This window comes from Actinoplanes sp. NPDC021490 (assembly GCF_055562135.1).
On sequence record NZ_JBVHFW010000012.1, the window covers coordinates 293,810 to 317,646 of the forward strand.

The 23,837-nt window shown below is 71.7% G+C and carries 24 protein-coding genes; 12 read left to right on the forward strand and 12 right to left on the reverse strand.

Annotated features, from left to right (window positions below; all coding sequences use genetic code 11):
- Position 1: 1 nt before the first annotated feature.
- Together ACZ3I4_RS29695 and ACZ3I4_RS29700 are read right to left on the reverse strand one after the other, a co-directional pair.
- Entirely contained in the window at positions 2–646 is a 645-nt protein-coding gene (locus ACZ3I4_RS29695; protein WP_465385316.1) for a response regulator, read from the reverse strand.
- A complete protein-coding gene (locus ACZ3I4_RS29700; protein WP_465385317.1) occupies positions 637–2,337 on the reverse strand; it encodes a sensor histidine kinase in 1,701 nt (566 codons plus the stop codon). Before ACZ3I4_RS29700 ends, ACZ3I4_RS29695 begins: the two co-directional genes overlap by 10 nt.
- Before the next feature lie 151 nt (positions 2,338–2,488).
- On the opposite strand from ACZ3I4_RS29700, the gene ACZ3I4_RS29705 reads away from it, so the two are divergent.
- The 4 genes from ACZ3I4_RS29705 to ACZ3I4_RS29720 are packed head-to-tail and all read left to right on the forward strand — an operon-like array spanning position 2,489 to position 7,304.
- Complete coding sequence (locus tag ACZ3I4_RS29705; RefSeq protein WP_465385318.1) at positions 2,489–3,604, forward strand: serine hydrolase domain-containing protein; 1,116 nt, start codon at positions 2,489–2,491, stop codon at positions 3,602–3,604.
- Positions 3,605–3,609: 5 nt separating this feature from the next.
- A complete protein-coding gene (locus tag ACZ3I4_RS29710; protein WP_465385319.1) occupies positions 3,610–4,293 on the forward strand; it encodes a DUF4097 family beta strand repeat-containing protein in 684 nt (227 codons plus the stop codon).
- On the forward strand, positions 4,290–5,957 hold the full coding sequence (locus ACZ3I4_RS29715; RefSeq protein WP_465385320.1) for an alpha/beta hydrolase: 1,668 nt from the start codon (positions 4,290–4,292) through the stop codon (positions 5,955–5,957). Before ACZ3I4_RS29710 ends, ACZ3I4_RS29715 begins: the two co-directional genes overlap by 4 nt.
- A gap of 15 nt (positions 5,958–5,972) precedes the next feature.
- The gene (locus ACZ3I4_RS29720) at positions 5,973–7,304 is read left to right on the forward strand and encodes a diacylglycerol/lipid kinase family protein (protein ID WP_465385321.1); all 1,332 of its coding nucleotides are present in this window, start codon (positions 5,973–5,975) and stop codon (positions 7,302–7,304) included.
- Positions 7,305–7,310: 6 nt separating this feature from the next.
- Here ACZ3I4_RS29720 and ACZ3I4_RS29725 read toward each other — a convergent pair whose 3' ends face one another.
- Both ACZ3I4_RS29725 and ACZ3I4_RS29730 read right to left on the reverse strand, forming a co-directional pair.
- Positions 7,311–8,105 (reverse strand): metallophosphoesterase family protein, encoded by a 795-nt coding sequence (locus ACZ3I4_RS29725; protein ID WP_465385322.1) that lies wholly within the window; start codon positions 8,103–8,105, stop codon positions 7,311–7,313.
- A 23-nt stretch (positions 8,106–8,128) separates the two neighbouring features.
- Positions 8,129–8,824, reverse strand: coding sequence for a DUF4389 domain-containing protein (locus ACZ3I4_RS29730; RefSeq protein WP_465385323.1), 696 nt, complete (start codon positions 8,822–8,824; stop codon positions 8,129–8,131).
- Positions 8,825–9,140: 316 nt separating this feature from the next.
- Here ACZ3I4_RS29730 and ACZ3I4_RS29735 point away from each other — a divergent pair, with 316 nt between their 5' ends.
- Positions 9,141–9,689: a DUF6653 family protein gene (locus ACZ3I4_RS29735; protein ID WP_465385324.1), complete on the forward strand. Its 549-nt coding sequence runs from the start codon at positions 9,141–9,143 to the stop codon at positions 9,687–9,689.
- The gene (locus ACZ3I4_RS29740; RefSeq protein WP_465385325.1) at positions 9,677–9,847 is read left to right on the forward strand and encodes a hypothetical protein; all 171 of its coding nucleotides are present in this window, start codon (positions 9,677–9,679) and stop codon (positions 9,845–9,847) included. Before ACZ3I4_RS29735 ends, ACZ3I4_RS29740 begins: the two co-directional genes overlap by 13 nt.
- On the opposite strand, the gene ACZ3I4_RS29745 is transcribed toward ACZ3I4_RS29740, so the two are convergent.
- On the reverse strand, positions 9,835–11,013 hold the full coding sequence (locus ACZ3I4_RS29745) for a phosphotransferase (RefSeq protein WP_465385326.1): 1,179 nt from the start codon (positions 11,011–11,013) through the stop codon (positions 9,835–9,837). The genes ACZ3I4_RS29740 and ACZ3I4_RS29745 overlap by 13 nt on opposite strands.
- A 184-nt stretch (positions 11,014–11,197) precedes the next feature.
- Here ACZ3I4_RS29745 and ACZ3I4_RS29750 point away from each other — a divergent pair, with 184 nt between their 5' ends.
- Both ACZ3I4_RS29750 and ACZ3I4_RS29755 read left to right on the forward strand, forming a co-directional pair.
- The gene (locus ACZ3I4_RS29750; RefSeq protein ID WP_465385327.1) at positions 11,198–12,397 is read left to right on the forward strand and encodes an MFS transporter; all 1,200 of its coding nucleotides are present in this window, start codon (positions 11,198–11,200) and stop codon (positions 12,395–12,397) included.
- A gap of 103 nt (positions 12,398–12,500) precedes the next feature.
- On the forward strand, positions 12,501–12,929 hold the full coding sequence (locus ACZ3I4_RS29755; protein WP_465385328.1) for an SRPBCC family protein: 429 nt from the start codon (positions 12,501–12,503) through the stop codon (positions 12,927–12,929).
- On the opposite strand, the gene ACZ3I4_RS29760 is transcribed toward ACZ3I4_RS29755, so the two are convergent.
- Entirely contained in the window at positions 12,904–13,803 is a 900-nt protein-coding gene (locus ACZ3I4_RS29760) for an alpha/beta fold hydrolase (protein WP_465385329.1), read from the reverse strand. The genes ACZ3I4_RS29755 and ACZ3I4_RS29760 overlap by 26 nt on opposite strands.
- Complete coding sequence (locus tag ACZ3I4_RS29765; protein WP_465385330.1) at positions 13,793–14,323, reverse strand: hypothetical protein; 531 nt, start codon at positions 14,321–14,323, stop codon at positions 13,793–13,795. Before ACZ3I4_RS29765 ends, ACZ3I4_RS29760 begins: the two co-directional genes overlap by 11 nt.
- A gap of 150 nt (positions 14,324–14,473) precedes the next feature.
- Between ACZ3I4_RS29765 and ACZ3I4_RS29770 the strand changes: the two genes are divergently transcribed.
- On the forward strand, positions 14,474–15,022 hold the full coding sequence (locus tag ACZ3I4_RS29770; protein WP_465385331.1) for a hypothetical protein: 549 nt from the start codon (positions 14,474–14,476) through the stop codon (positions 15,020–15,022).
- A gap of 56 nt (positions 15,023–15,078) precedes the next feature.
- Here the strand turns inward: ACZ3I4_RS29770 and ACZ3I4_RS29775 are convergent, their stop codons facing one another.
- The gene (locus ACZ3I4_RS29775; RefSeq protein WP_465385332.1) at positions 15,079–15,780 is read right to left on the reverse strand and encodes a metal-dependent transcriptional regulator; all 702 of its coding nucleotides are present in this window, start codon (positions 15,778–15,780) and stop codon (positions 15,079–15,081) included.
- Positions 15,781–16,002: 222 nt separating this feature from the next.
- Between ACZ3I4_RS29775 and ACZ3I4_RS29780 the strand changes: the two genes are divergently transcribed.
- On the forward strand, positions 16,003–17,187 hold the full coding sequence (locus ACZ3I4_RS29780; RefSeq protein ID WP_465385333.1) for an acetoin utilization protein AcuC: 1,185 nt from the start codon (positions 16,003–16,005) through the stop codon (positions 17,185–17,187).
- Between the two features lie 146 nt (positions 17,188–17,333).
- Positions 17,334–19,880: a bifunctional acetate--CoA ligase family protein/GNAT family N-acetyltransferase gene (locus tag ACZ3I4_RS29785; RefSeq protein WP_465385334.1), complete on the forward strand. Its 2,547-nt coding sequence runs from the start codon at positions 17,334–17,336 to the stop codon at positions 19,878–19,880.
- A 57-nt stretch (positions 19,881–19,937) separates the two neighbouring features.
- Here ACZ3I4_RS29785 and sigB read toward each other — a convergent pair whose 3' ends face one another.
- Entirely contained in the window at positions 19,938–20,891 is a 954-nt protein-coding gene (gene sigB / locus ACZ3I4_RS29790; protein WP_465385381.1) for an RNA polymerase sigma factor SigB, read from the reverse strand.
- A gap of 290 nt (positions 20,892–21,181) precedes the next feature.
- Here sigB and ACZ3I4_RS29795 point away from each other — a divergent pair, with 290 nt between their 5' ends.
- Positions 21,182–21,970 carry a sporulation protein gene (locus tag ACZ3I4_RS29795; RefSeq protein WP_465385382.1) on the forward strand — a complete coding sequence of 263 codons (789 nt, stop codon included), beginning with the start codon at positions 21,182–21,184 and terminating at the stop codon, positions 21,968–21,970.
- Between the two features lie 22 nt (positions 21,971–21,992).
- On the opposite strand, the gene dtd is transcribed toward ACZ3I4_RS29795, so the two are convergent.
- From dtd to ACZ3I4_RS29810, 3 genes are all read right to left on the reverse strand, one after another.
- A complete protein-coding gene (gene dtd, locus ACZ3I4_RS29800; RefSeq protein WP_465385335.1) occupies positions 21,993–22,415 on the reverse strand; it encodes a D-aminoacyl-tRNA deacylase in 423 nt (140 codons plus the stop codon).
- Positions 22,416–23,084 (reverse strand): phosphotransferase, encoded by a 669-nt coding sequence (locus ACZ3I4_RS29805; protein WP_465385336.1) that lies wholly within the window; start codon positions 23,082–23,084, stop codon positions 22,416–22,418.
- Positions 23,085–23,442: 358 nt separating this feature from the next.
- Entirely contained in the window at positions 23,443–23,793 is a 351-nt protein-coding gene (locus tag ACZ3I4_RS29810; RefSeq protein WP_465385337.1) for a hypothetical protein, read from the reverse strand.
- Positions 23,794–23,837: the final 44 nt, after the last annotated feature.

Here is a 23,837-nt window from a genome sequence, read left to right on the forward strand (position 1 = left end):
TCTAGTTGCGTAGGAACAGCAGGACGGCCAGGACGCGGCGGCTTTCGCTGCCGGTGGCGGGCAGGCCCAGTTTGCCGAAGATGCTGGAGACGTACTTCTCCACCGCCCGCAGGGTGATCACCAGGCGGTCGGCGATGCCCTGGTTGGAGGTGCCCGCGGCCATCAGCTCGAGCACCTCACGCTCGCGCGGGGTGAGACGGGCCAGCGGGTCGTCGTGGCGGCGCCGGGCGAGCAGCGTCGAGACGATGGTGGGGTCGATGGCCGAGCCGCCGGCCGCGACGCGGCGTACCGCGCCGATGAACTCGGGCACGTCGCTGATCCGGTCCTTGAGCAGGTAGCCGACGCGGTCGGCCGAGTCGGCCAGCAGTTGCATGGCCAGCCCGACCTCGACGTACTGGGACAGCACCAGAACGGCCAGCCCGGGGTGCTTCGCCCGCAACTCGATCGCCGCCCGCAAGCCTTCGTCGGTGTGCGTGGGTGGCAGGCGAATGTCCACGATCACCACCTCGGGGACGGACACGCGCAGCTCGGAGCGCAGCTGCACGGCGTCGCCGCAGCGGGCCACCACGTCGAACCCGGCGTCGGTGAGCAGGCGCGCGATCCCCTCGCGGAGCAGGACGCTGTCCTCGGCGATGGCTACCCGCACGGCAACTCCGCCCGCAGTTCGGTGCCGCCGCCGGCCGGTGTCCACACCCGCAGGCACCCGCCGAGGGCCTCGACCCGGTCGGCCAGCCCGCGCAGGCCGGTTCCCCGCTCGGTGTCCGCGCCGCCGCACCCGTCGTCGACCACCTCGATGGCCATCGTGCCGTTCCGCTGGGACACCGCCACCGTGGCCGCCGAGGCCCGCGCGTGCTTGCCCACGTTGGTCAGGCTCTCGCACACCACGTAGTAGGCCGCGACCTCGACCGCCTCGTCGAGCCGCCGGGGCAGGTCGACGGAGAGCCGGACCGGCACCGGCGCCCGCGCGGCCAGCGATTCCAGCGCCACCGCGAGCCCGTGCGCGCTGACCACGGCCGGGTGCAGGCCCCGGGCGAGGTCGCGCAGCTCGTTCAGTGAGACCGCGATCTCGCCGCGGGCCTCGACCAGCAACGCCGCCGCCTCGGGATCGTCGCCGAGCCGGGTCTGCAGCATGCCCAGGTTGAGCGAGAGCGCGACGAGCCGCTGCTGGGCGCCGTCGTGCAGGTCGCGTTCGAGTCGCTGCCTCTCCCGCAGGCCGGCTTCCAGCACCCGGGCCCGTGAGCCGCGCAGCTCCTCGACGCTGGCCCGCAGCTGCGCCTGCAGCCGGCCGCTGCGCAGCGCAATGCACGCCGCCGCGCGGACGGCGTCGAGCAGGGCGGCCTCGTCCCGCAGCGCCGGATCGTGGATCAGGGCGGCCATCGGCTCGCCGTCGTCGTTGATCAGGCTGACCCGGTCGGGGTCGTCGGGCAGCGTCACCGGACGCCCGTCCGGGCCGGCCCAGATGCCGAACCGCGGCAGCCAGTACAGCAGCACGACCGACGGGTCCCGCAGGGCGTGGGCCAGCGGGGTCCGTACGTCCGCGGGCTCGCCGCGCAGCGCCACCACCAGATCGCCGACGGAGCTGCGGGCCAGCCGGGCCTGGAGCAGGCCGGCCAGGAAGGCGACCGGCGCGACACCCAGCAGGATCAGGCTGATCCGCTGGACGACCGGGAACGCGGGACCGCCGAACGCGCCGACGATCAGCAGCACGGCGATCATCACGAGGCCCAGCGCGAACGAGTCGATCAGCAGGGTCAGCGACCGGCGCAGGTGCCGTCCGTGGGTGCGGCGCCGCGTGAACAGCAGGGCGACGCCACCCAGCGCGACGGCGCTCACGGTGGTCAGCAGCACGTTGTGCAGGACGACGGCCACGCCGGGCGCCTCCACGACGGTGATGCCGTGCGGGGTGAGACCGCCGAGCATCATGACGACGAGCTGGCCGGGGAGGGCCGCCAGGTAACCCACGCCGATCAGGAGTTTCTCGGCCCGGCCGTGCAGGCGGCCGGTCGGGAAGGTCACGAACACGTGCACGATCAGCACCAGCGGTACCACGTCGGCGGCCTCGCCGATGGTCTGCAGGACGGTCTGCTCGGCCCGCCCGACAGCGCTGATCATGCCGCCCACCCCGGTGAGCAACAGCAACAGGCCGAACCGGTTGGCCGGCCGGCACCACCACGCGACGAGTCCGCTGACCGAGTACGTCACGGTCAGCCAGCACAGGATGAACGCGTTCACCGTCGACAGGCCGTTGGCCAGGCTCAGTGACACGGCGCCGGCCAGACCGAGCAGGAGCGCTGTCCCGATCGTGAAGAGCAGAATTGGAGACGGACGGGCCGGCATCGGCACTCCCTGCAGTCGCCGCTCACGCTACGCTGCCCGGCCCACAGGTACCAGAGCCGCGGCACCTTACCCTCCACACCAGAAAACCGCCCCCTGGAACGGCCAGTTCACCGCCTTACCGCGCCGGTCGCCGGCTGCGAGCGTGAACCACATGAGAGCAACCGCAGTACGAATCCTGGCCGTCGCCACCGCCCTGGTCGTGGCCGTGCCCACCGCGGCGAACGCCGCACCGCAACGTCCGCACCGGTTGCAGGCGGCGCTCGACGGGCTGGTGGCCGCGGGCGCTCCGGGCGCCATTCTGCTGGACCGGCACGGTTCGCGGACCGCCCGGCTGAGCAGTGGCTACGCCGACATCGTGGAGCAGCGGCCGATGCGCGCCACGGACCGGTTCCGGGCGGCCAGCCAGATGAAGAGCTTCACCGCGACGGTCGTCCTGCAGCTGGCCGAGGAGGGACGGTTCCGGCTCGACGATCCGGTCGACCGGCTGCTGCCCGGCGTGATCCCGCACGGCTACGGCCGGGGTGTCACCGTCCGGCACCTGCTGCAGATGAACAGCGGGCTGTTCGACTTCAACTCCGACCCGCGGGTGATCGCGCCCTACCTGGCCGGGGACCTCGGTCACGTGTGGACGCACCAGCAACTGCTGGACATCGCGTTCGAGCACCAGCCCCTGTTCCCGCCGGGATCCGCCTTCAACTACTCGGACACCAACTACTTCCTGGCCGCGTACGTGGTGGAGGCCGTCACCGGGCACACGTTCGACCATGAGCTGCGGGCCCGGATCCTGCGGCCGCTCGGCCTGCGCCACACGGACCTGCCGGTGACCACCGCCATCTGGGGCTCGCACGCGCACGGCTACTTCGCCATGGGGGATCCGCCGGTCGAGGTGGACCTGGCGTACATGTATCCGTGGGCGTGGACGGCCGGCGGGCTGAACACCACCGCCGACGACTCGGCCACCTTCTACCGGGCGCTGCTCACCGGGCGCCTTCTCGGTCCGCGAATGATGAACGAGATGCGCCGGACCATCGAGGTCACCGACAGCGAGCTGCCCAGCCGGTCCGGTCTCGGGGTGCAGCGGTGGACGCCGTGCGGGGTGGCCTGGGGCCACAGCGGCAACGTCGGCGGATACGTGGTCTTCACGTGGATCAGCCCGGACGCCCGGCACGAGACCGTGCTGATGATGAACGAGGACCCGAAGACCGTGGGCAACGCCGCGAACGCGGCCTACTACGCCCTCCTCGACCGGTCCTTCTGCGAAAGGTGAGCGCCATGTCCCGACGTCTTGCGGCGACCACGGCTGCCGTCGCCCTCCTCCTGCCGCTGGCCGCCTGCACCGGCCGCTCGACCACCGACGAGGTCGCCTACCGGATCGACGAGTCCGTCACCGCCCTGGTGATCGGCGCGCGCGCCGCCAACGTCGACATCGTGACCGGCGAGGGCCCGGTGACGGTCACCGAGGAACACCACTACTCGCGGGGCAAGCCCGCGACCGCACACCGGGTCGACGGCACAACGTTGCGGCTCGACAACTCGGGATGCGACGACGACGATGCCCGCTGCGACGTCCGGTACCGGATCCGCATGCCCGCGGCCATGTCGGTGGAGATCACCGCTCAGGCCGGCGCGGTGAAGCTGGACGGCGTCGGCGGCAAGATCTCCGTCACGACCGAGGCCGGCGCCGTCGAGGGGCGCGCGCTGACCAGCGATGCGGTCACCGTCAAGACCGAGCTCGGGGCGACCTCCCTGGAGTTCGCCGAGGCGCCCTCCTCGATCACCACGACCACCAGCATGGGTGCCGTCGAGCTCCGGGTCCCGGGCAGTGCCGCCTACGCCGTCGACGTCCGCACGCCGGTCGGCGCGGAGAGTGTCCGGGTCGACCAGGATCCGCAGTCCGCGCATCGCATCCAGGTGCGGACCGATGCCGGAGCCGTCCAGATCGATCCGCTGCCGTGACTCCGGTCGCGGACCGGCGCCACCCGCACCCGCCGTACCGGCGGCTGCGGGTGGTCCGCGCGCGGCTGAGCCTGGCCGGCTGCGCCTTCGCCGTCGTGTTCTTCTGCCTGTCGCTGACCCCGTCGCTGCTGCCCCGCCCGGTGCTGCTGCAGGGTGTGGTCAGCGGGCTCACCGCGACGATGGGGTACGCGGCCGGCGCGGCTCTCGGCGCTGTCGTACGCCGGTTCCGCCGGCACGGCAATCCGCGGGCCGCCCGGGTGGCCTGGGGCGTCGTGTTCGTCGCCGGGCCGGGGCTGGGCCTGTTGTTCCTGGCGCTCGGCACCCGATGGCAACAGGAGCTGCGGGCCCGGATCGGGCTCGAGCGGATGGCCTCGTACGACATCCTGCGCATCGTCGGGGTCAGCGTGCTGACCTTCGTGCTGCTCGTGCTGCTCGGCCGATCGCTGCGGCTGGCCACTCGGCGGATCGCCCGGCTGCTCGGCCGTTTCCTGCCCAAGCCGGTCGCGTACGGCACCGGTTTCCTGGTCGTCACGGTTCTCGCCGTCGGCTTCGTCGACGGGTTCGCGCAGGAGCGGCTGCTCGACGTGGCCGACCGCACCGCCTCGCTGACCGACGGCGGCACCGACGCCGCCGCCCGGCAACCCGTGACCTGGCTGCGCTCGGGTGGTCCCGGGTCGGCGGCGGGCTGGCACACGCTCGGCCGGCAGGGCCGCGGCTTCGTCGGCACCGGACCCACCGTCGAGGACATCCGCGCGTTCACCGGCGCCTCCGCGACCGCACCGATTCGGCTCTACGCCGGGTTGCGCTCGGCGGGTTCGGCCAAGGAGCGGGCCCACCTGATGCTGCGCGAGATGGACCGTACGGGCGCCTGGAGCCGCGCCGCGATCGGCGTGATCGTCCCGACCGGAACCGGCTGGGTGGACAGCGCCGTGACCGACTCGCTGGAGTACATGTACGCCGGTGACACCGCGCTGGTGTCCATGCAGTACTCGTACCTGCCGAGCTGGATCTCGTTCCTGACCGACCGGTCCAAGGTGCGCGAGACCGCGACCGAGCTGATCGGGGCGGTCCACGAGCGCTGGGCGGCGATGCCCGCGCCGACCCGGCCCAAGCTGCTGCTGTCCGGTGAGAGCCTCGGCTCGTACGGTGCCGAAAGCGCTTTTGCCGGGCTGCCCGATCTGACCGGCACCGCCGACGGCGTGCTGCTGATCGGACCGCCGTTCGCCAACCCGATCCACCGCCACCTCACCGACACCCGGGCCACCGGAAGCCCGATCTGGAACCCGATTCCCGCCGACCGGCCGGTGCAGTTCGCCCGGGATCCGGCCGATCTGCGCACCGCCCGGGTGTCCCGGCCGCGCGTCGTCTACCTGCAGAACTCGTCCGACCCGATCGTCTGGTGGACCCCCGAACTGCTGCTCAGCCGGCCGGCGTGGCTCGACGACCCGCGCGGGCCCGATGTGTCGCCCGACATGCGCTGGTATCCGGGCGTCACGTTCTGGCAGACGCTGGTCGACCAGTTCGCGGCCAACGGCGTGCCGGCCGGTCACGGCCACGTCTACGGTTCCGGCCCGGTGGACGGCTGGGCCGCGGTGGCCGCCCCGCCCGACTGGACCACCGCCGATACCATCCGACTGCGCGCCCACCTGGACGACAGACGCTAGGGCCGAGGGAGCACCATGACCGCTCAGCGCATGCCGGATGTCCCGCGGACGAGTCGTCGCCTGGCCGCCCTGGTGGCGCTGGTCGCCCCGGTCCTCGCGGTCGCGGCCGCCCTGGAGTCGACGATCCAGCACTCCGGCAACGTCATCGTCCTGGTCCTCGCGGTCGCGGTCGTGACGGTGGCGGTCTGGTACGCGCTGACCAGGCGGGGCGTCCTGCGGTTCACCGCGGTCCTGCTGGCTGCACTGGCCGTCCTGGTCGTCGTCCTGACCGGACTGTCGGTGTTCCTGCTGCAAATGGTGCTGCTGCTGGTGTTCGCGACGGCCGGTCGCCACGCGCTGGGCCCGGACGCCGCGGGGCTGTCCGGGACGATCGGGGCGGCGCCCGCGGTCGGCGCGGCCCACCACGGGGTGCTGCTGATCAACCCCAGGTCCGGCAACGCCGCGGCGGTCCGGCTCGACCTGGCCGGAGAGGCGGCCGGGCGCGGGATCGGCGTGCTCGTGCTGGGCCCCGGCGACGACCTGGCCCAGCTGGCCGAGCGGGCCGTGGCGGACGGCGCCGACGTGCTCGGAATGGCCGGCGGCGACGGATCCCAAGCGATCGTCGCGGCCACGGCGGCCCGTCACGGCATCGCGTACGCCTGCGTGCCGGCCGGCACCCGCAACCACTTCGCGCTCGACCTGGGCCTGGACCGGGGTGACGTGGTCCGCGCGCTGGACGCGTTCACCGACGCCGTCGAACGCACAGTGGACCTCGGTGAGGTCAACGGCCGGGTGTTCGTCAACAACGCCTCGCTCGGTGTCTACGCCGAGGTCGTCCAGTCGCGGGCCTACCGCGGGGCCAAACTGCGGACGTGGGGCCGGCTCCTGCCGGATCTCATCGGACCGGCGGCGAGTCCCCCCGACCTGGCGTTCGACGGACCCGACGGACGCCCGCGCACCGGCATGTCGCTGGTTCTCGTCTCGAACAACCCCTACCAGTTGACCCGTCTGGGCCGCGCGGGCGGACGGCCCACAATGGACGCGGGTCGGCTTGGCATCCTCGCCGCCCGGGTGCGGGGCGCCGCCGATGACCGGCGGGCGATGTCGCTGCGCCGGTTCGCCGACGTGCTGGAGTGGTCGCGGCCCGACTTCGAGGTCCGCTCCGCCGCGCCGGTGCCGGTCGGCCTGGACGGCGAGGCGATGGTTCTGACCGCGCCGTTGCGGTTCACCTCCCGTCCCGGTGCGCTGCGCGTACGCCTGCCCCGGCACCGCACCGCCCGGCAGGTCCGGCGGAACGCGGCGGTGACCCGGCGTGATCTGACCGCCCTGGTCCGGATCGTGCGGGGGAAGCCCGCCCGGCCCTACTGACAACGGTCAGCGGCGCCAGCCGTCCGCGGTTCGCGTCCAGGTCGTCTCCGGCTGAGCGGCGAAACGGCCGTCCTGCCAGTGCCGGACCCGCAACCGCAGGCGCTCGCCGGACAGCTCGATGATCGTGTAGGACTGGCTCTCCCCGGCGCGGACCCGCCGCGAGCAGGCCGTCCCGCTCATCAGGCCGATCATGTGCCGGCCGAGTTCCGGGCGGGCCACCGACAGGTCGGCCTGGGCCGGCACGTGATCGTGTCCGCAGAGGACCATGTCCACCCCGGCGTGGGCGGCCGCGTGGAGGGCCGGGCCGGCGCCGTGGACCATCGTCTCGTGCGGGCGCTGCGCCGACCGGAACACCGGATGGTGGACCATCAGCACCCGCAACCGGGCCGGTCCGGCGAACGCGGCCCCGATCCGGGCCACCTGCCCGGCGTCGATCCGGCCGCCCTTCCACCGGCTCCGCCGCGGGGTGCTCAAACCCAGCACCTGAAGCCCACCGGCACGAAGCAGCGGCTGCGGTTCCGCGCTGATGTGCCGGGCGTACGCGTCGAGCGGCCGGACCGCACGTGACAGCACCCGGTCCAGCGGCACGTCGTGGTTGCCCGGCACGCTCAGCCATGGACGGCCGACCGAATCCAGCAGGGCCCGGGCCGCTCGGAACTGCCCGGCCCGGGCCCGCATGGTCAGATCGCCGCTCACCAGCACCCGATCCACGTCCTGCGCGACCAGATCGGCCCGCAGCCCGGCCACGACGTCCGGGTCCTCGGCGCCGAAGTGCAGGTCGGTGACATGGGCCAGCCGCATGGACTCAGCCTAAGAGGACCCCGTCACCGATGGGTGTCGACCGGGGTGACGGTGGCGGGGTCGTCGCCGCCGGCGTCGAGCCGGAAAGGCGGGTAGGCGTCGGTCATCAGCGCGACGTACGCGGCCACCCTGAGCACCCACCGGTTGAGGCCGAGGATGAAGTCGTACAGGCCGCGCGGATAGCTGCCGGTGACGGCCAGGACGATCGCGGCGATCAGCACCAGGAGCCCGATCAGGCCGCCGCCGGTCCAGCTGTAGTTGTCGGTGTCGGAGTTGACCGCGAACCAGGCGCCGCCGCCGACCAGAACGCCGACGATGAGCAGGTGCGGCAGGGCCAGCAGCCACCACTTGACCAGAACGAGGCCGCGGGACAGCGGCCCGGGATAGGGCACGTGCAGTTGCGCCGGATAGTCCGGAACCTCGGCCAGGGTGAACGGCGGATAGCGGTCGGTGCCGAGGGCGCTGTAGGCGTAGTAGCTGACCCGCCAGCCCCAGCGCATCACGCCCAGGTTGAAGTCGAACAGCGGCCGGGGATAGCGGCCGGTGAACAGGATCGCGAAGAACGCGATGACGGAGACCGCCACGAAGGCGATCCACAGGAACGCCAGCACGAGATAGTGCGGGATGGCCAGGACCCACTTCACCAGCCAGAGCCAGCGGGACAGGGACGGGTCCATGCGCGCGTCGACGCGCACCGGATACACGGATGCTGCAGTCATGATCGTTTGCTCCCCTTGATGGGACGCGCTGCGGACCGGGCATGCGGGCGTGCTTGCGCCCGACGGGCCTGTGCCGTCGCCCGGTTGGTCAACTCAACGATGTCGATCGGGCTGCCGACGTCTCGGGCAGCGCGCCACAGGGGGCGCCGGTCGTCGCGATGGACGGCCTCGGTGCCGCTGACATTACGCGCGTGACCACGCCGGAAGCACACCAGTAAACCGCCCCCTCACCGGCCAGTTCCCCGGCTGGCCGACGGGGGTCGCCGGCTGTGAGGGTCAACGGCATCCGCAGGACCGACCGAACCGAGGAGCTGTCATGAACAAGCCGGCAACGTCGCCGCCACCGACCACCAGGGTCACCAGTGAGCAGCGGGTGGCCAAGATGTTCGGGCTGGAGGGTGAGAGCTGGGCGCGGCATGCCAATCCGGTCAGTGTCTGGACGCGTTTCGCCGTGCTGCCGCTGCTCGCCGTGTCGATCTGGAGCCGGGACTGGATCGGCTGGTGGAGCCTCGTACCGATCGTGCTGTCGCTGGTGTTCATGGTGGTCAATCCGATGCTCTTCCCGAAGCCCCGGTCCACCCGGAACTGGGCCTCGAAGGGCGTCTTCGGCGAGCGGGTCTGGGCCGAACGCACCAAGGTCCCGGTCCCGGCCCAGTTCACCGCGGTCGCGCTGGCCCCCACCTACGCCATCCAGCTCCTCGGAGCGGCCCTGTTCGCGTACGGGCTGGTCCGTCTCGATCTGGTGGACACCGTCGCGGGTCTGGTGATCCTGCAGGCCGCCAAGGCCTGGTACATCGACCGTCAGGTCCTGCTCTTCGAGGACATGAAGCACCGCCATCCCGAGTACGCCCGATGGGAGTACTGAGCCTCCGGCGGCCCGCGGCGCTGATCCTCGCGGCGGCCGGGACCCTGGCGGCGTGGCAGGCGGTCGCGAGCGCCGCCGCCGCCGCCGTCACCGAGGCCGTCCGGGACGTCTGCGCGGCCGCCCGCTCCGGCGGCGCTGTCGGCGCCTACCGCCGATGACGGCCCGCCTCGAATGCGAGCTGCTCGAAGGCGGCCCGGGTGGGCAGGTGAGTCAGCAGGTGGCGGACGTTGCGGTCGGCATATCGGGCGTCCTCGTCGTCAGCCGCGTCGAGCGCGAGATCGACCTGCCCGGCGACGTAGTTGAGCAGAGCGATCGCCGTCCCGCGGAAGTCGGCGAGGCTCAGCGACCGGACCGCGCCGGCCCGGGACCGATAGCCCTCGAGGAGAGCACGCGCCCCGGCGACATTCACCCCGCCGTTCGGATCGAGGGCCCAGTTCGACAGGGCCGCTGCCAGTTCCCATTCCGGCGGCAGCCCGCCCGCGTGCTCCCACCCGCTCACCACGAGACGATCAAGGGCTTCCACCCGTACGTTCCCCGGGTTGAAATTGTTGTGACAGAGCACCGGATCCGAGGTGGTCGCCGCCATGTCCCCGATGGACTCCAGCTCGGCCAGGGCCGGCCGGGCCGCGGACAGCACCGGCGCCCAGGCCGCCCCCTCGGCCGTGGCCCGGGCAGCCCGCTCGGCCCAGGTGCGCGACGTCAGCCTCCGGTCGTTCCACGGGCAGATGCCCTCCACCGGGAACCGCAGCCCGTGCACGATCGCCAGCAGCGCCCCGACCTCACGGGTGATGCTCACGCTGACCGGCGCGGCCAGCGGCGGCCCCGACCGGACCCATTCGTAGACCCGCCAGCGACTGCCGCCGGCCTCTTCGACCGCATGTCCCGCGAGGCTGCGAACGGGCCGGGGCAGCGTCACGCCCGCCCGCGCCGCGGCTTCCTGGAAGAGCGTGTTCTGTTCGCCGTCGGTGACGGGGTAGACGTCGTCGACGGTGCGGACCGCCCACCGCCCGCGGTCGGTTTCAAGCAGCCATCGCCGGCCCATCTCGTCCGGCCGGGCCAGCGACCGCATCCCGGCCACCTCGCCCAGTCCGAACCGGGTCGCGATCTGCCCGGCGAGGGCGGGGCCGGCCACCAGGGCGCCGCCGCGGCCCCGGTCGGCCTCGGCCTTGAGGTCGGTCCAGGTGCGGAAGCCGTACTGCTGGGCCAGCGCGGCCTGGGCGTCGGCCAGGGTCGCCCCGGGCCGCGAGTCGCGCAGGCCGGCCAGCAGATCCTTGGCCTGCCGGCGCAGGTGGTCGAGATGGGGGTTGTCGGGGAGCGTCTTCATGTGGAGCACCTCGCTCAGCGCCCGGACCCGCACGGGCGGTCAGAGCGTCGGCGTGCGTCGCTCAGCCGTCAACACGTGGGGTGGCTTCAAGCCTTCCGGCGGATCTCGACGCGCTCCCGGCGCGCACCCACACCCTAACCCGCTCCCGACGAGCCCCGCCAGGTTTAACGTGTAAGTTCGAGAAGTGACCGCAACTGATCTCGATCGTCCGCGCCTCGAACGAGCCAAGATCGCAGTCGGATTCACCTTCGCGACCAATGGGCTCGCCTTCGCCGGCTGGCTCGCCCGCGCACCCGCCGTCCGAGACGGACTCGACCTCTCGGCGGCCGGGTTCGGCCTGCTTCTGCTGTGTCTGTCGGCGGCCGCCGTCGCGGCGATCCCGTTGGCCGGGCCGCTGGTGCAGCGGGTCGGACCGGCCAAGGCCGTGCTGATCGGCAGCTCGTCGATGGTCCTGGGCCTCACCGGCCTGGCCACCGGCACGCTGGCCGGGTCGGTGCCGCTGGCCGGGGCCGGCCTGGTGCTGATCGGCATGGGCAACAGCACCTGGGACGTCGCCATGAACGTCGAGGGCGCCGACGTCGAGCGCCGCCTCGGTCGCACGATCATGCCGCGCTTCCATGCCGGCTTCAGCCTGGGCACGGTGCTCGGCGCGGGCTTCAGCGCCCTCGCCGCGACGGCCGGCCTGCCGATCTGGGCGCAGCTCTACCTCACGGCGGCGCTGGCGCTGGCGGTCACGGCCCCGACCGTACGGAAATTCCTGCCTTATCGCCCGCTGCCCCGTGGCGAGAAACCGGCGATGAGCGTGGGCCGCGCCTGGCGTGAGCCCCGAACCGTGCTGATCGGGCTGGTCATGCTCGGCTTCGGGTTCACCGAGGGCACCGCGAACGACTGGCTGGCCATCGGCCTGGTCGACGGCTACCGGGCGGGCGAGACGATCGGCGCGATCGCGTTCGGCAGTTTCGTCACCGCGATGACGCTGGGCCGGCTCTTCGGCGTCTACGCGATCGAGCGCTGGGGCCGGGTGCTCACCCTGCGCGTCACCGCGGTGTCGGCCGCCCTGGGCCTGCTGCTCGTCGTCTCCGGGATCGCCGTCCCGTTCGCGATCGCCGGCGCGCTGCTCTGGGGCGCGGGCGCCTCCCTCGGCTTCCCGATCGGCATGAGCTCGGCCGCCGACGACCCCGCCCGCGCGGCCATCCGCGTCTCGGTGGCGGGCTCGGTCGGCTACGGCGCCTTCCTGGCCGGTCCACCCCTGATCGGCCTGCTGGCCGAACACGTGGGCGTCCTCCGGGCCATGCTCTGCGTCTTCGGCGCCCTGGCCATCGGCCTCCTGGCTTCCGGCGCCACCCGGCCCGTGCCGCCCTCGGAGGACAGCGCCAAGGAGTGACAGCCTTCCGCTCTCGGAGGCGCGGGCAGCGAAGTAGCCAAAGCCTGTCCCGCCGTACGCCGATGGGGTCGCGCGCGAGGCGAAGGAGTGACAGCCTCGGTCAATGGCTGACGACAGTTCGGCGAGAATCGAGTCGCGAGTGGACGCCCCGCCGGAGCGGGTGTGGTTCGCCCTGACCGACGCGGGAGCGCTCGCCCAGTGGTACTGGCCGGCCTCGATGAACCCGCGCGCGCATTCCGAGCCGGTGACCGGCGGCCGCTTCGGCATCGACGCGGGCGACATGGGTTTTGCGGGGGAGTATCGCGAGCTCGACCCGCCCCGACGCATGGTCCAGTCGTGGCGGTGGGCCGGCGACGACCGCGACAGCCGGGTGACGATCGAGCTCACCCCGTCCGGCGACGGCACCGACCTGCTGATCGTCCACGACCACGTCGACGAGGAGACCGCGGCGATGTACCGCGCCGGCTGGGAGAGCTGCCTGTCCCGCCTGCCCGGCTATCTGGCCGTCACTTCGCGCCCAGGAAGTCGCTGATCAGGCCGGCCAGCACGGTCGGCTGCTCGATCACCATGGCGTGCGACGCGTCGGCGAGCTGAATGAACTGCGGATGCCCGGCCGCCCGGACCTGCTCGAGCAGATAGCGGCGGTGCGCCTCGTAGAGCTCGGCGTACGGCTCCTGCTGCGGAAGGTTGCGCGTGGCCAGCACGACCAGCTCCGGGCAGGACGTCGCCGCGTACACCGGGCCAAGGTCAAGACCGTTCATCAGCGTACGCAATTGGCTGGTCACCGCGGCCGAAGGGCGGATCGAGGTCTCGCCGTTCTCGTGCGCGAGGTTCCGGCGGAAGCCCTCGATCCACACCTTCTCGTTGGCGCCCATGTCGCGGGCCGCGGCCCGCTGACCTTCGACCAGGTCGGCCAGCTGATCCGCTTCGATCACCCGGCCCGCCCCGGCCTCCATCCGGTCGAACGCCTCGTGCAGCCGCGCCAGCTCGGCCGCCGCCTTCTCCGGATCCATCCCCGGCAGGTGCGCCGGCGTCGTCGGCGGCGGATTGCCGTCCAGGCTCACCACCCCCGGCGCCTCCGGATGCCGCTGACCCCACAGCGCCGCCAGCATTCCGCCCAGGGAATGCCCCACCACCGCGGGCCGTTGGATCTCCATCTGGACGCACACCGCCGCGAGATCGCCCAGTGCCGTGTCCCAGGTCCAGGCGCCCTCGCCCGAGCGCCCGTGCCCCCGCAGGTCGACCGTGATCACCCGGTGGTTCGGCCGCAGAGCCCGTGCCAGCGTGGTCATCATGGCCAGATTGCCGCCCGCGCCGTGCAGCAGGAGCAGCGGCGGCTGGTCCCCGCCGAAGTCGCGAACCGCGAGCGGGACGTCGCCCGCGTCGATCAGCCGATCATTGATCATCAGTGTCTCCAGGCGAGTCGGTGTTGTCGGAAGTGTTCGAGGGGGCGGCCGGCGCCGCGTCGCGCGCCGTCGGGGTGTCCCGCAGGCGATCCCGTACGGCCACCGATGGCACCCCGCCCTCCGGATGGCGGGGGAGACGGCCGCGTTTCACCAGGTCGTGCACGCCCTGCCGGGTGATCCCGAGCATCGCGCCCGCGGTGGCGTACGAGATCGCCTCGAACCAGGGATGCCCCACCCGCCGCGCCACCACCTGCCCGAGCGGCGACCCCCACCACGAGGCCGGCGGGTCGAACGGCCCGTCACCCGGATAGAGCGTCGCGATCAGCCGGGCCGCCGCCATCGTCGCGGCCGTGTCGTCGCCGTCGCGGAGGGTCGCGGCCCATCCGCGCGCCCGCAGCCGCACCAGCCGCCGCAGCGCGTCGACCGCGTCGTCGCCCTCGAGCAGCACCTCGAGCGGGTCGAGCAGCCGCACGTCCAGGAGCCGCACGATCTGCTCGACAAGGGCGTCGTCCCCGCTCATGCCGCCATCCTCCCGGGGCTTGACGAAAGGTGTCAAGTTCGTCCGGGCGCGGCGTCACTGTCCGCACATCGACGGTCGCGAATTGCGGCCTTTCGCTGACCCATCGTAGGCAAGTACGGTGTGCCCGAAATCTCTCGGGAGGATCCACTGTTGCGTGCGCTCGTCCTCGGAGCCGCTCTGCTGCTCATCCTGACCGGCTGCGACGACCGCGAGGACGAGGCGGCCGCGACCCTGCCGCCGGCCACCGTCGTCAAGCAGCCCGCCGCATCGGCCGGTGGCGCCTGCATCCTGTGGGATTACGCCTTCATCCAGGACAAGATCGGCGTGGCCTTCGACGTGGCCGCCTCCGACCAGGTCGGCACCACTTCGACGTGCGTCGTGCAGACCGCGGCCGGCAACTACCCCGACCTGATGCTGTCGGTGGTGGAGAGCACGAAGGCCGGCCCGGCGCAGTTTCTCAGCGACCTCAAACCGGCCAATTCGGGCAGGCTCAAGGGGCTCGGCCAGGCGGCGTACCGGCTCTATACCCCGCCCGCCGCGGGCCGCGGGCCGATCATCGAGATCGGCTGGCTCAGCCGGGCCAAGCAGCTGCAGACCCTGCGCTTCACCTTCGCCGCGAACGCGACAGCCGCCGCCGTGACCGCGATGAACCCGAAGCTCATCACTCTCGCCAAAGCGATGGAAACGACGAACGGCTGAGACGTCCGAAAGTGCGCCGGTTCTCAAACGCCGGCTCTGCTGCGCCGGCTCTAGTTCTAGTGGGCCGCGACGAACACCCGCGATGCCACCTCGCGAGGCAGCCGGATCTTGTCGCCCGAGCGGTCTATGGTCACCCCGTCGCGCTCCTGGGCCACCGTCACCGTCGTGCCCGGGTCGATGCCCGCCGCGTGCAGCTGGCGCAGCACGTCGGCGTTGGTCTGCACGCTCTCGCAGATGCGCTGCACCACGACGCTGCCGGTGAGCCCGGGGAACGCGAGATTGCGCTCGCCGGTCAGCTGGGCGTGCTCGGCCTCGTCGGCCGCGCCGAACGCGTCGAGACCGGGAATCGGATTCCCGTACGGCGACCGGGTCGGCTTGTTGAGCAGCTCGTAGACCTTCTTCTCGACCGAGTCGCTCATCACGTGCTCCCAGCGGCAGGCCTCTTCGTGGGCCTCCTCGTAGGGCATGCCGATGACGTTGACCAGCAGCAACTCGGCCAGACGGTGCTTACGCATGACGGCGACGGCGGTCGAGCGGCCGTCGTCGGTCAGCACCAGATGGCGATCGTTCTCGATGGTCAGCAGCCCGTCACGCTCCATGCGCGCGACCGTCTGGCTGACCGTGGGACCGCTCTGGTGGAGCCGCTCGGCGATGCGCGCCCGCAGCGGCGGCACACCCTCTTCCTCGAGTTCGAGGATGGTGCGCAAATACATCTCGGTCGTGTCGATCAGGTCATGGTTGTGCAATGACGCCTTCATGCTCCGACCTCCCAGCGGCCTCGGCGGACCGCCGGCCCCGCCCCGAAACGGGACGTAGCCGGGCTGATGACGAATTCCTTCACAGTGCGGCCCTCCCAGCAGCGATAATACCTCGTCGCCAGGGGTTGACAGCCGCCCCGAGCAGGTGCAGAGAGCGTACCTGACCATCCGGGCAACTGCCGCGAACGGAAACCGTCAGTGGGGCGTGGCAGCATGACGGTCATGGTGGATCGAACGACCACGGTGGTGTGGGATCGAGCGCTGCTCGGCTACGACATGGGTGATCACCCGCTCAACCCGGTCCGGGTCGAGCTGACCATGGCGCTCGCCCGCGAGCTGGGCGTCCTCGACCGCCCCGGGGTCCGCATGATCACTCCCGAGCCGGCCACCGACGCCGACCTGACCAGGGTCCACAGCGCCGACTATCTCGAAGCCGTCCGCCACGCCCCGCTCGATCCGTTCTTCCGCGGCTGGGGGCTCAACACCGAAGACAATCCGGTCTTCGAGGGCATGCATGAGGCGTCCGCGCGCATCTGCGGGGCGACCATCGCGGCCGCCGAGGCGGTCTGGCACGGCACGACCACGCGCGCGGTCAACGTGGCCGGTGGTCTGCATCACGCTCTCGCGGCCCGGGCGTCCGGCTTCTGCGTCTACAACGACCCCGCGGTGGCCATCGCTCGGCTGCTCGACCAGGGCGCCCAGCGGGTGGCCTATGTGGATGTCGACGTGCATCACGGTGACGGCGTCCAGGCCGCCTTCTACAACGACCCCCGGGTGCTGACGATCAGCCTCCACGAGACCCCGCTCACCCTGTTCCCGGGCACGGGCTTCGTGGAAGAGACGGGCGGCCCCGGCGCCGAGGGCATGGCGGTCAACGTGCCCCTTCCGCCCGGCACGGCCGACGCGGCCTGGCTGCGGGCCTTCCACGCGATCGTGCCCTCGGTGCTCCGCGCGTTCGCCCCCGAGATCATCTTCAGCCAGTGCGGCGCCGACGCCCACCGGCTCGACCCCCTGGCCGACCTCCGGCTCTCGGTCGACGGCCAGCGCGCGGCCTACCTGGCGATGCGCGACCTCGCCGACGAGCTGTGCGACGGCCGCTGGGTGACGATGGGCGGCGGGGGCTACGCGCTGGCCGAGGTGGTGCCCCGCGCCTGGACCCATCTGCTGGCCGCGGTGACCGGCGAGGCGATCGATCCGGCCACCCGGATTCCCGCGCCCTGGCGCAAGTTCGCCGCCGAGCGTTGCCCGCAGGCCGACATCCCCGAGACGATGACCGACGGCACCGAACCACTGGTCGAGCGCTGGCAACCCGGCACCACCCCCGACCCGGTCGACCGCGCGATCCTGGCCAGCCGCGTAGCGGTCTTCCCGCTGCACGGCCTCGACCCCCACGACCCCCGAGACTGACCGCCACCGCCACCGCCACCGCCACCCGCCACCGCCACCGCCACCGCCGCCGCCACCGCCCGCCACGCGCTCCGCCGCCCGGCCCGTTCGATCGCCCGCCCCGACCACGCCGACCGCTCCCACCGCCAGCCGAGAGGAGGAGGGGCATGGACATCAGCGCCGACGTCCTGCTCTCCGACGGCAGTGCCGTCCACCTGAGACAGATCAGCCCGAGCGACGCCCCCGCCATCGTCGAGTTCCACTCCCGGATGAGCGAGCGCACCCGCTATCTGCGCTATTTCTCCCCCTATCCGCGCATTCCCGAGCGCGATCTCGAGCGTTTCGTCAACGTCGACCACCGCGACCGTGAGGCGTTCGTCATCGTCACCGGCCCGCGCATCATGGCGGTCGGCCGTTACGAGCGTCTGGGCCCCGATTCGCCCGACGCCGAGGTCGCCTTCGTCGTCGAGGACGCGCATCAGGGCCGCGGCATCGGCTCGGTCCTGCTCGAGTACCTGGCCGAGGCTGCCCGGGCCAACGGAATCACCCGCTTCGTGGCCGAGGTGCTTCCCCAGAACGCCGGCATGCTCCGTGTCTTCAGCGACTTCGGCTATCAGGTGCAGCGCAAGTACGCCGACGGCGTGGTCCACCTGAGCTTCCCGATCGCGCCCACCGAGAAATCCCGTGAGGTGCAGGAGTCGCGCGAGAAGCTCACCGAGGCCCGGTCGATCGCGCGGCTGCTGTCCCCGCGCGGCGTGGCGGTCTACGGCGCCAGCGCCAGCGGCCAGGGCATCGGCGCGGCCATGCTCGGCCACCTGCGCGATGGCCGGTTCGAGGGTCCGATCGTGCCGGTGCACCCCAGCGCCGAGCGGGTGGCGGGCCTCCGGGCGTACCGGTCGGCCACCGAGGCCGGCGTCGACGTCGACCTGGCCCTGATCGCCGTGCCGCCCGAGGGTGTCGCCGACGCGGTGGCCGACGCGGCCGCCAGCGGTGCGGGTGGCCTGGTGGTGGTCTCCGCGGGGTTCGCCGAGACCGGCACCGCGGGTGCCTCCGCGCAACGGGCCCTGATCGAGGGGGCGCACGCCGCCGGGATGCGCGTGGTCGGCCCCAACAGCATGGGTGTGGCCAACACAGATCCCGCCGTACGCCTCAACGCCACGCTCGCCCCACGCCTGCCGGCCGCCGGCCGGGTCGGGTTCTTCAGCCAGAGCGGTGCCCTCGGTGTCGCGCTGCTGGCCGAGGCCGACCGTCGCGGTCTGGGCCTGTCCAGCTTCGTCTCGGCGGGCAACCGTGCCGACGTCTCCGGCAACGACCTCTTGCAGTACTGGCAGGACGACCCCGGCACCGATGTCGTCATGCTCTACCTCGAGACGTTCGGCAACCCGCGCAAGTTCGCCCGGCTGGCCCGTCGCATGAGCCGGGTCAAACCGGTGGTCGCAGTCTCCTCGGCCACCCGCCCGCCCGGCCTGGCCGGTGATCTGCCCGGCCCCGACGTGCACGCGGTCACCGCCCTGTTCGCCCGCTCGGGCGTGATCCGGGTCGACACCGTGCAGGAGATGTTCGACGTCGGCCTGCTGCTCGCCCATCAGCCCCTGCCCACCGGCCGCCGGGTGGCCGTGGTCGGCAACTCGTCCGCGCTGTCCCAGCTGGCCGTGGCCGCCTGCCGGGCCAACGGCCTGACCGTCGCCGACGGCTATCCGCTCGACATCAGCCCGCAGGCCGGCGCCCACGACTTCGCCGACGCCCTGGCCGACGCGGCCGTCGACGAGCGCGCCGACGCCCTGGTCGTGGTGTTCGCGCCGCCCCTGCCCGGCCAGCTCGCCGACGAGGACGCCGACTTCGCCGCGGCCCTGGCCAGCGTCGCCCTGGCCGGTGAGAAACCGACAGTTGCCACCTTCCTGCTGGGCAGCCTGCCCGCGCGGGTCCCGTCGTACCCGTCGGTCGAGGAGGCGGTGCGTGCCCTGGCCCGCGTCGCGACGTATTCCGACTGGCTGCGCCGCCCGCCCGGCCAGGTTCCGGTGCTCGACGACGTGAACCCGTCGGCCGCGTCGGTCGACGGCCCGCCGTCCGAGCTGCTCGCGGCGTACGGGATCGACGTTGTCCCGTCCCGGCTCGCGGCCGGCGCCGACGAGGCGGTCGCGGCCGCTGAGGCTCTGGGCTACCCGGTCGCGCTCAAGTCGGCCGGCGGCGCGCTGCGGCACCGCATCGACCTGGGCGCCGTACGGCTGGCGCTGGCCGACGAGGGCGACGTGCGCTCGGCGTACGCGGAACTGGCCGGCGCCTTCGGTCCCGAGGTGCTGGTCCAGACGATGGTCCGCGCCGGGGTGGCCTGCCGCATCGAGGTGATGGAAGATCCCGCGTTCGGCCCGGTCGTCGGTTTCGGGCTGGGCGGGGTGGCGAGTGAGCTGCTCGGCGACCTGGCCTGGCGGGCCGCCCCGCTGACCGATCGCGCGGCCGAAGCCCTGGTCGTCGAGCCCCGCGCCGCGCCGCTGCTGCACGGCTATCGCGGCTCGGCCCCGGTGGATCGCGAGGCCCTGATCGACCTGCTGCTGCGCGTGGGCCGCATCGCCGACGACCATCCCCGCCTGCGTGGCCTGTCGCTCAACCCGGTTCTGGCCCGCCCCGACGGCTTCTCGGTGCTGCACGTGACCGCCGAGGTCGGTGATCCCGCGCGCCGTCCCGACACCGGTCCCCGCCGTCTGCGTACGGGATGAAACGCGACCGCCCGGGCGAGCGTGAACTCGACCGGGCGGATGCTGGATTCGGTTGATTCAGCCGGCGTAGGCCTCGAGGCGCGACGAGCGCTCCGGGTCCCGCAGCTTGAGCATGGTGACCTTCTCGATCTGGCGGATGCGCTCACGGCTCAGGCCGAACTCGCGGCCGACCTCGTCGAGGGTGCGCTGGCGGCCGTCGTCGAGGCCGAAGCGCAGCCGGATGACCGCCGACTCGCGCTCGCTCAGGGTCGCCAGCACGATCTCGACCTCACTGCGCAGTTCGCCCTGGCCGGCACCGGCGCCGGGCTGGTTCTGGTCGACCGCGGCCACGAAGTCGCCGAGCGCGCTCTCCCCGTCCTCACCGACGGCCTGGTCGAGGCTGACCGGCTCCCGGTCGTACGAGATCAGCTCGATGACCTGGAACTCGGGCACCCCCATGGCCTGCGCGATCTCGGCGATGCTGGGCTCGCGGCCGAGCGTCGCAGCCAGGTCGCGACGGCTGCGGACCATGCGGTTGACCTGCTCGACCATGTGCACCGGGATGCGGATGGTGCGGGCCTGGTCGGCCATGGCACGGGTGATGGCCTGCCGGATCCACCAGGTGGCGTACGTGGAGAACTTGTAGCCCTTGGTGTAGTCGAACTTCTCGACCGCGCGGATGAGGCCGAGGTTGCCTTCCTGGATCAGGTCGAGGAAGGCCATGCCGCGGCCGGTGTAGCGCTTGGCGATGCTCACGACGAGCCGCAGGTTGGCCTCGAGCAGGTGGTTCTTGGCGGCCTTGCCCTCCGCGATGATGATCTGCAGGAGGGGTGCCAGGTCTTCGCCGGCCGCCGGAAGCTTCTCGTCCGCGTACAGGCCGGCTTCAATGCGCTTGGACAGCTCGACCTCTTCGACCGCGGTCAGCAGCCGGGTCCGGCCGATCCCGTTCAGGTACGCACGAACCAGGTCGGCGGAAACGCCACGCTCGTCCGTAGCGTCCAGGTCGGTAAGGAGCTCGACACCATCGGTCATGCTGTTCTCGACGGCAACCGCCGCCTTGGACTCCGACGCCTTCATCTGCAGGACCATCTTTCAGTCCCCTCCCCGCTGGATAACCGTCTCGTGCGTTCCCAGCCCTTGCGTGCCGGTGATCGATAGCTTGGCCCGGAGCGCGTTAAGCCGAGGTGAGGCAAGCGTCCAGGTGGCATGAATCAGGGAGAACCCTGACGTCGCCAAGCCGACAAGTGACCGGATTGCCGGTACTCGTCGCGTGTTGCGCGCCGATACTGTTCCCCAAACGCCCTCGAGGAGGAGATGGTTCAGTGGTCTTCAAAAAACTGATGCAGGCAATGGGCGTCGGCGGCCCGTCGGTCGAAACGGTGCTGGCCAACCCCAATTGCCGGCCTGGCGGATTTCTTGAGGGCCAGGTTCACGTGGTGGGTGGGGACCACGCCGTGGACGTCGAATATGTGGCAATTGGCCTGATGACGCGGGTCGAGGTCGAAAGCGGCGACAGCGAATACAACACCAACCAGGAATTCCACCGGCAACGTTTGACCGGTTCGTTCCGACTTGACCCCGGTGCGCGTTATGACGTGCCGTTCCGGTTCGACGTGCCCTGGGAAACACCGATCACCGAGGTGTACGGGCAACGCCTGCACGGCATGACGATGGGCTTGGCCACCGAGCTCGAGGTGGCGCGGGCCGTCGACAAGTCCGATCTGGACGCGGTCATGGTGCACCCGCTGCCCGCCCAGGAGCGCATTCTCGACGCGCTGCTGCGACTCGGATTCCGTTTCAGCCGGGCCGACGTCGAGCGCGGCCGGGTCTACGGCGTACAGCAGCATCTGCCGTTCTACCAGGAGATCGAGTTCTACCCGCCGTCGGCGTACGCGAGCGGCATCAACCAGCTCGAGCTCACTTTCATCGCCACCCCGCAGAACCTCCAGGTCATTCTGGAGATCGACAAGCGGGGCGGCCTGCTCACCGAGGGCCGCGACGCGTTCGGCCGCTTCGACGTCGACTACGCGACCGTCGACCGGGTGGACTGGGCCGGCCAGCTCGACAACTGGCTGCGGCAGTCGGCACAGCGGCGCGGCCTGTTCTTCTGACCTGCGCCCGTGGGTGGGGCTCCTACAACTCGAGCAGAATTGTCCGGGGCCCCACGTTCACGCTTTCGACCAGCATGTGCGCGCGGAAGCGACCGGTCTCGACCGTCGCGCCACGAGACTTCAAAGCTTCCACGTACGCCGTGACAAGCGGCTCAGCCACCTCAGCCGGCGCGGCGGCGTTCCAGGTGGGCCGGCGGCCCTTGCGCGCGTCGCCGTAGAGCGTGAACTGGCTGACCACCAGCAGCGGCGCGCGGCGGTCGGCCGCGGACGCCTCGTCGTCCAGAATGCGCAGCTCGTAGGTCTTACGGGCAAGTTCGGCGGCCTTGGCCGGGGTGTCGTCGTGGGTCACCCCGACCAGCACGAGCAGCCCGTCCTCAATCTTGCCGGTGACTTCGTCGTCCACGGTCACCGTGGCCCGGCTGACCGTCTGCACTAGTGCTCGCATTCACTTGACCCCTCGTACGCGCGCCGCCGCCAGCGGCAGCATGGCAACCTCACCTACGGAGAGCGTGTCCTGCCGGGACCGCATCTCCACCGCCTCGTCCAACGCCCGGAGCGGTTCCCCGGGAGCGAGCTCGAGAAAAACATCGAGCATGTCCCCGGCCCGCCCCTGAATCGGATGCGCGATCGCTCCGGTAGCCACCTGCGCCAGGATCAACGCCGTGAACGCGGTATCCAGATCGGCCACACCGTCCCGAGCGTTCCGCCAGTCGATGACCACCGGCCCGTCCGCCGTGATGATGACGTTCTCCGGGTGCAGATCAAGGTGAAGAACCGACAACTCGTCCCCCGCAGTCGACGGCACAGCATGAAGCCGTCGCAGCAGGTCGGCCAGGATCGCCGCCCCGTCCTCGATCGACATGCTCCCGTCCAGCAAAACGGTCGCCATGGTCGGCCCGTCAAGCCGCTCGAGAATCAGGTCCGTCCCGCCCGCCGCAAAGACAGCCGGAACAGGAAACCCGTGACTGCTCACATGCCGCATAACTAGCGCTTCGGGCCCGCTGTCCCCGCCGTCCCGATATCGCCGCAGCACAGTGCCGTCAGCCAGCGCGTAGACGTCAGCTTCCCGCCCAGACGCAAACGGCTCACCCAACACACCCGGCCCATCCGTCACGCCGGTGACGCTAGCCCACCACCAACCACCGCGGGACCCCACGCAACCGCCCCAGCCGCAGTGCCGCCGGCTGTGCAGTGCCGCCAGCCGCACAGTGCCGCTAACCGTGAAGTGCCGCCGGCCGTGCAGCGTCGCCAACCGTGCAGTGCCGCCGGCCGTGCAGCGTCGCCAACCGTGCAGTGCCGCCGGCCGTGCGGTGCCGCTGGCGGCCCGCGGCGTTTCTCGCCGGGTGCCGCTGGCTCGCGGTGTCGCAGGCCCGTGGGCGCCGCTGGTCCGCAGTGTCGCCCGGGTCCTCGAGACGAACCCCGGCTGCCGCCGCCCGCGTCACAGCTGACGAGCGGCGGCTTGTCGCCGTGGGTCAGTCGACCGCGTTGCTGCTGGAGTCGCTGGTGTAGCTGTCCACCGGCGTCTCCATCGCGCCCGTGGTGGCGTCGCCGGTCGTCGTGTTGGCGACGCCCGGGCCCGACCTCGGCCTCGTCTTGAAGCTGTTGGGCCCCGCGTTCCCGCCGGTCGTGGTCATCACGCCGTGCTCGGGGTGCGGCCCGCCGTCCCGAAGCTGATCGGTGTCCGTGCCCGCGGCGAGCGTGCTGGACAGGCCGGGGTCGTCGTCACCCTTCTCCGGCCGGTAGGTCCCGGGCTCGTCAAGGATCCCCGGGCCGTAGTCGCCACCCGTAATCTCTCGCTCGATGTTCTCCTGCGAGTCGCTCATTGCTCTGCCCTCCCGACAGTTCGGCGGCACCCAACGTGCCCCCA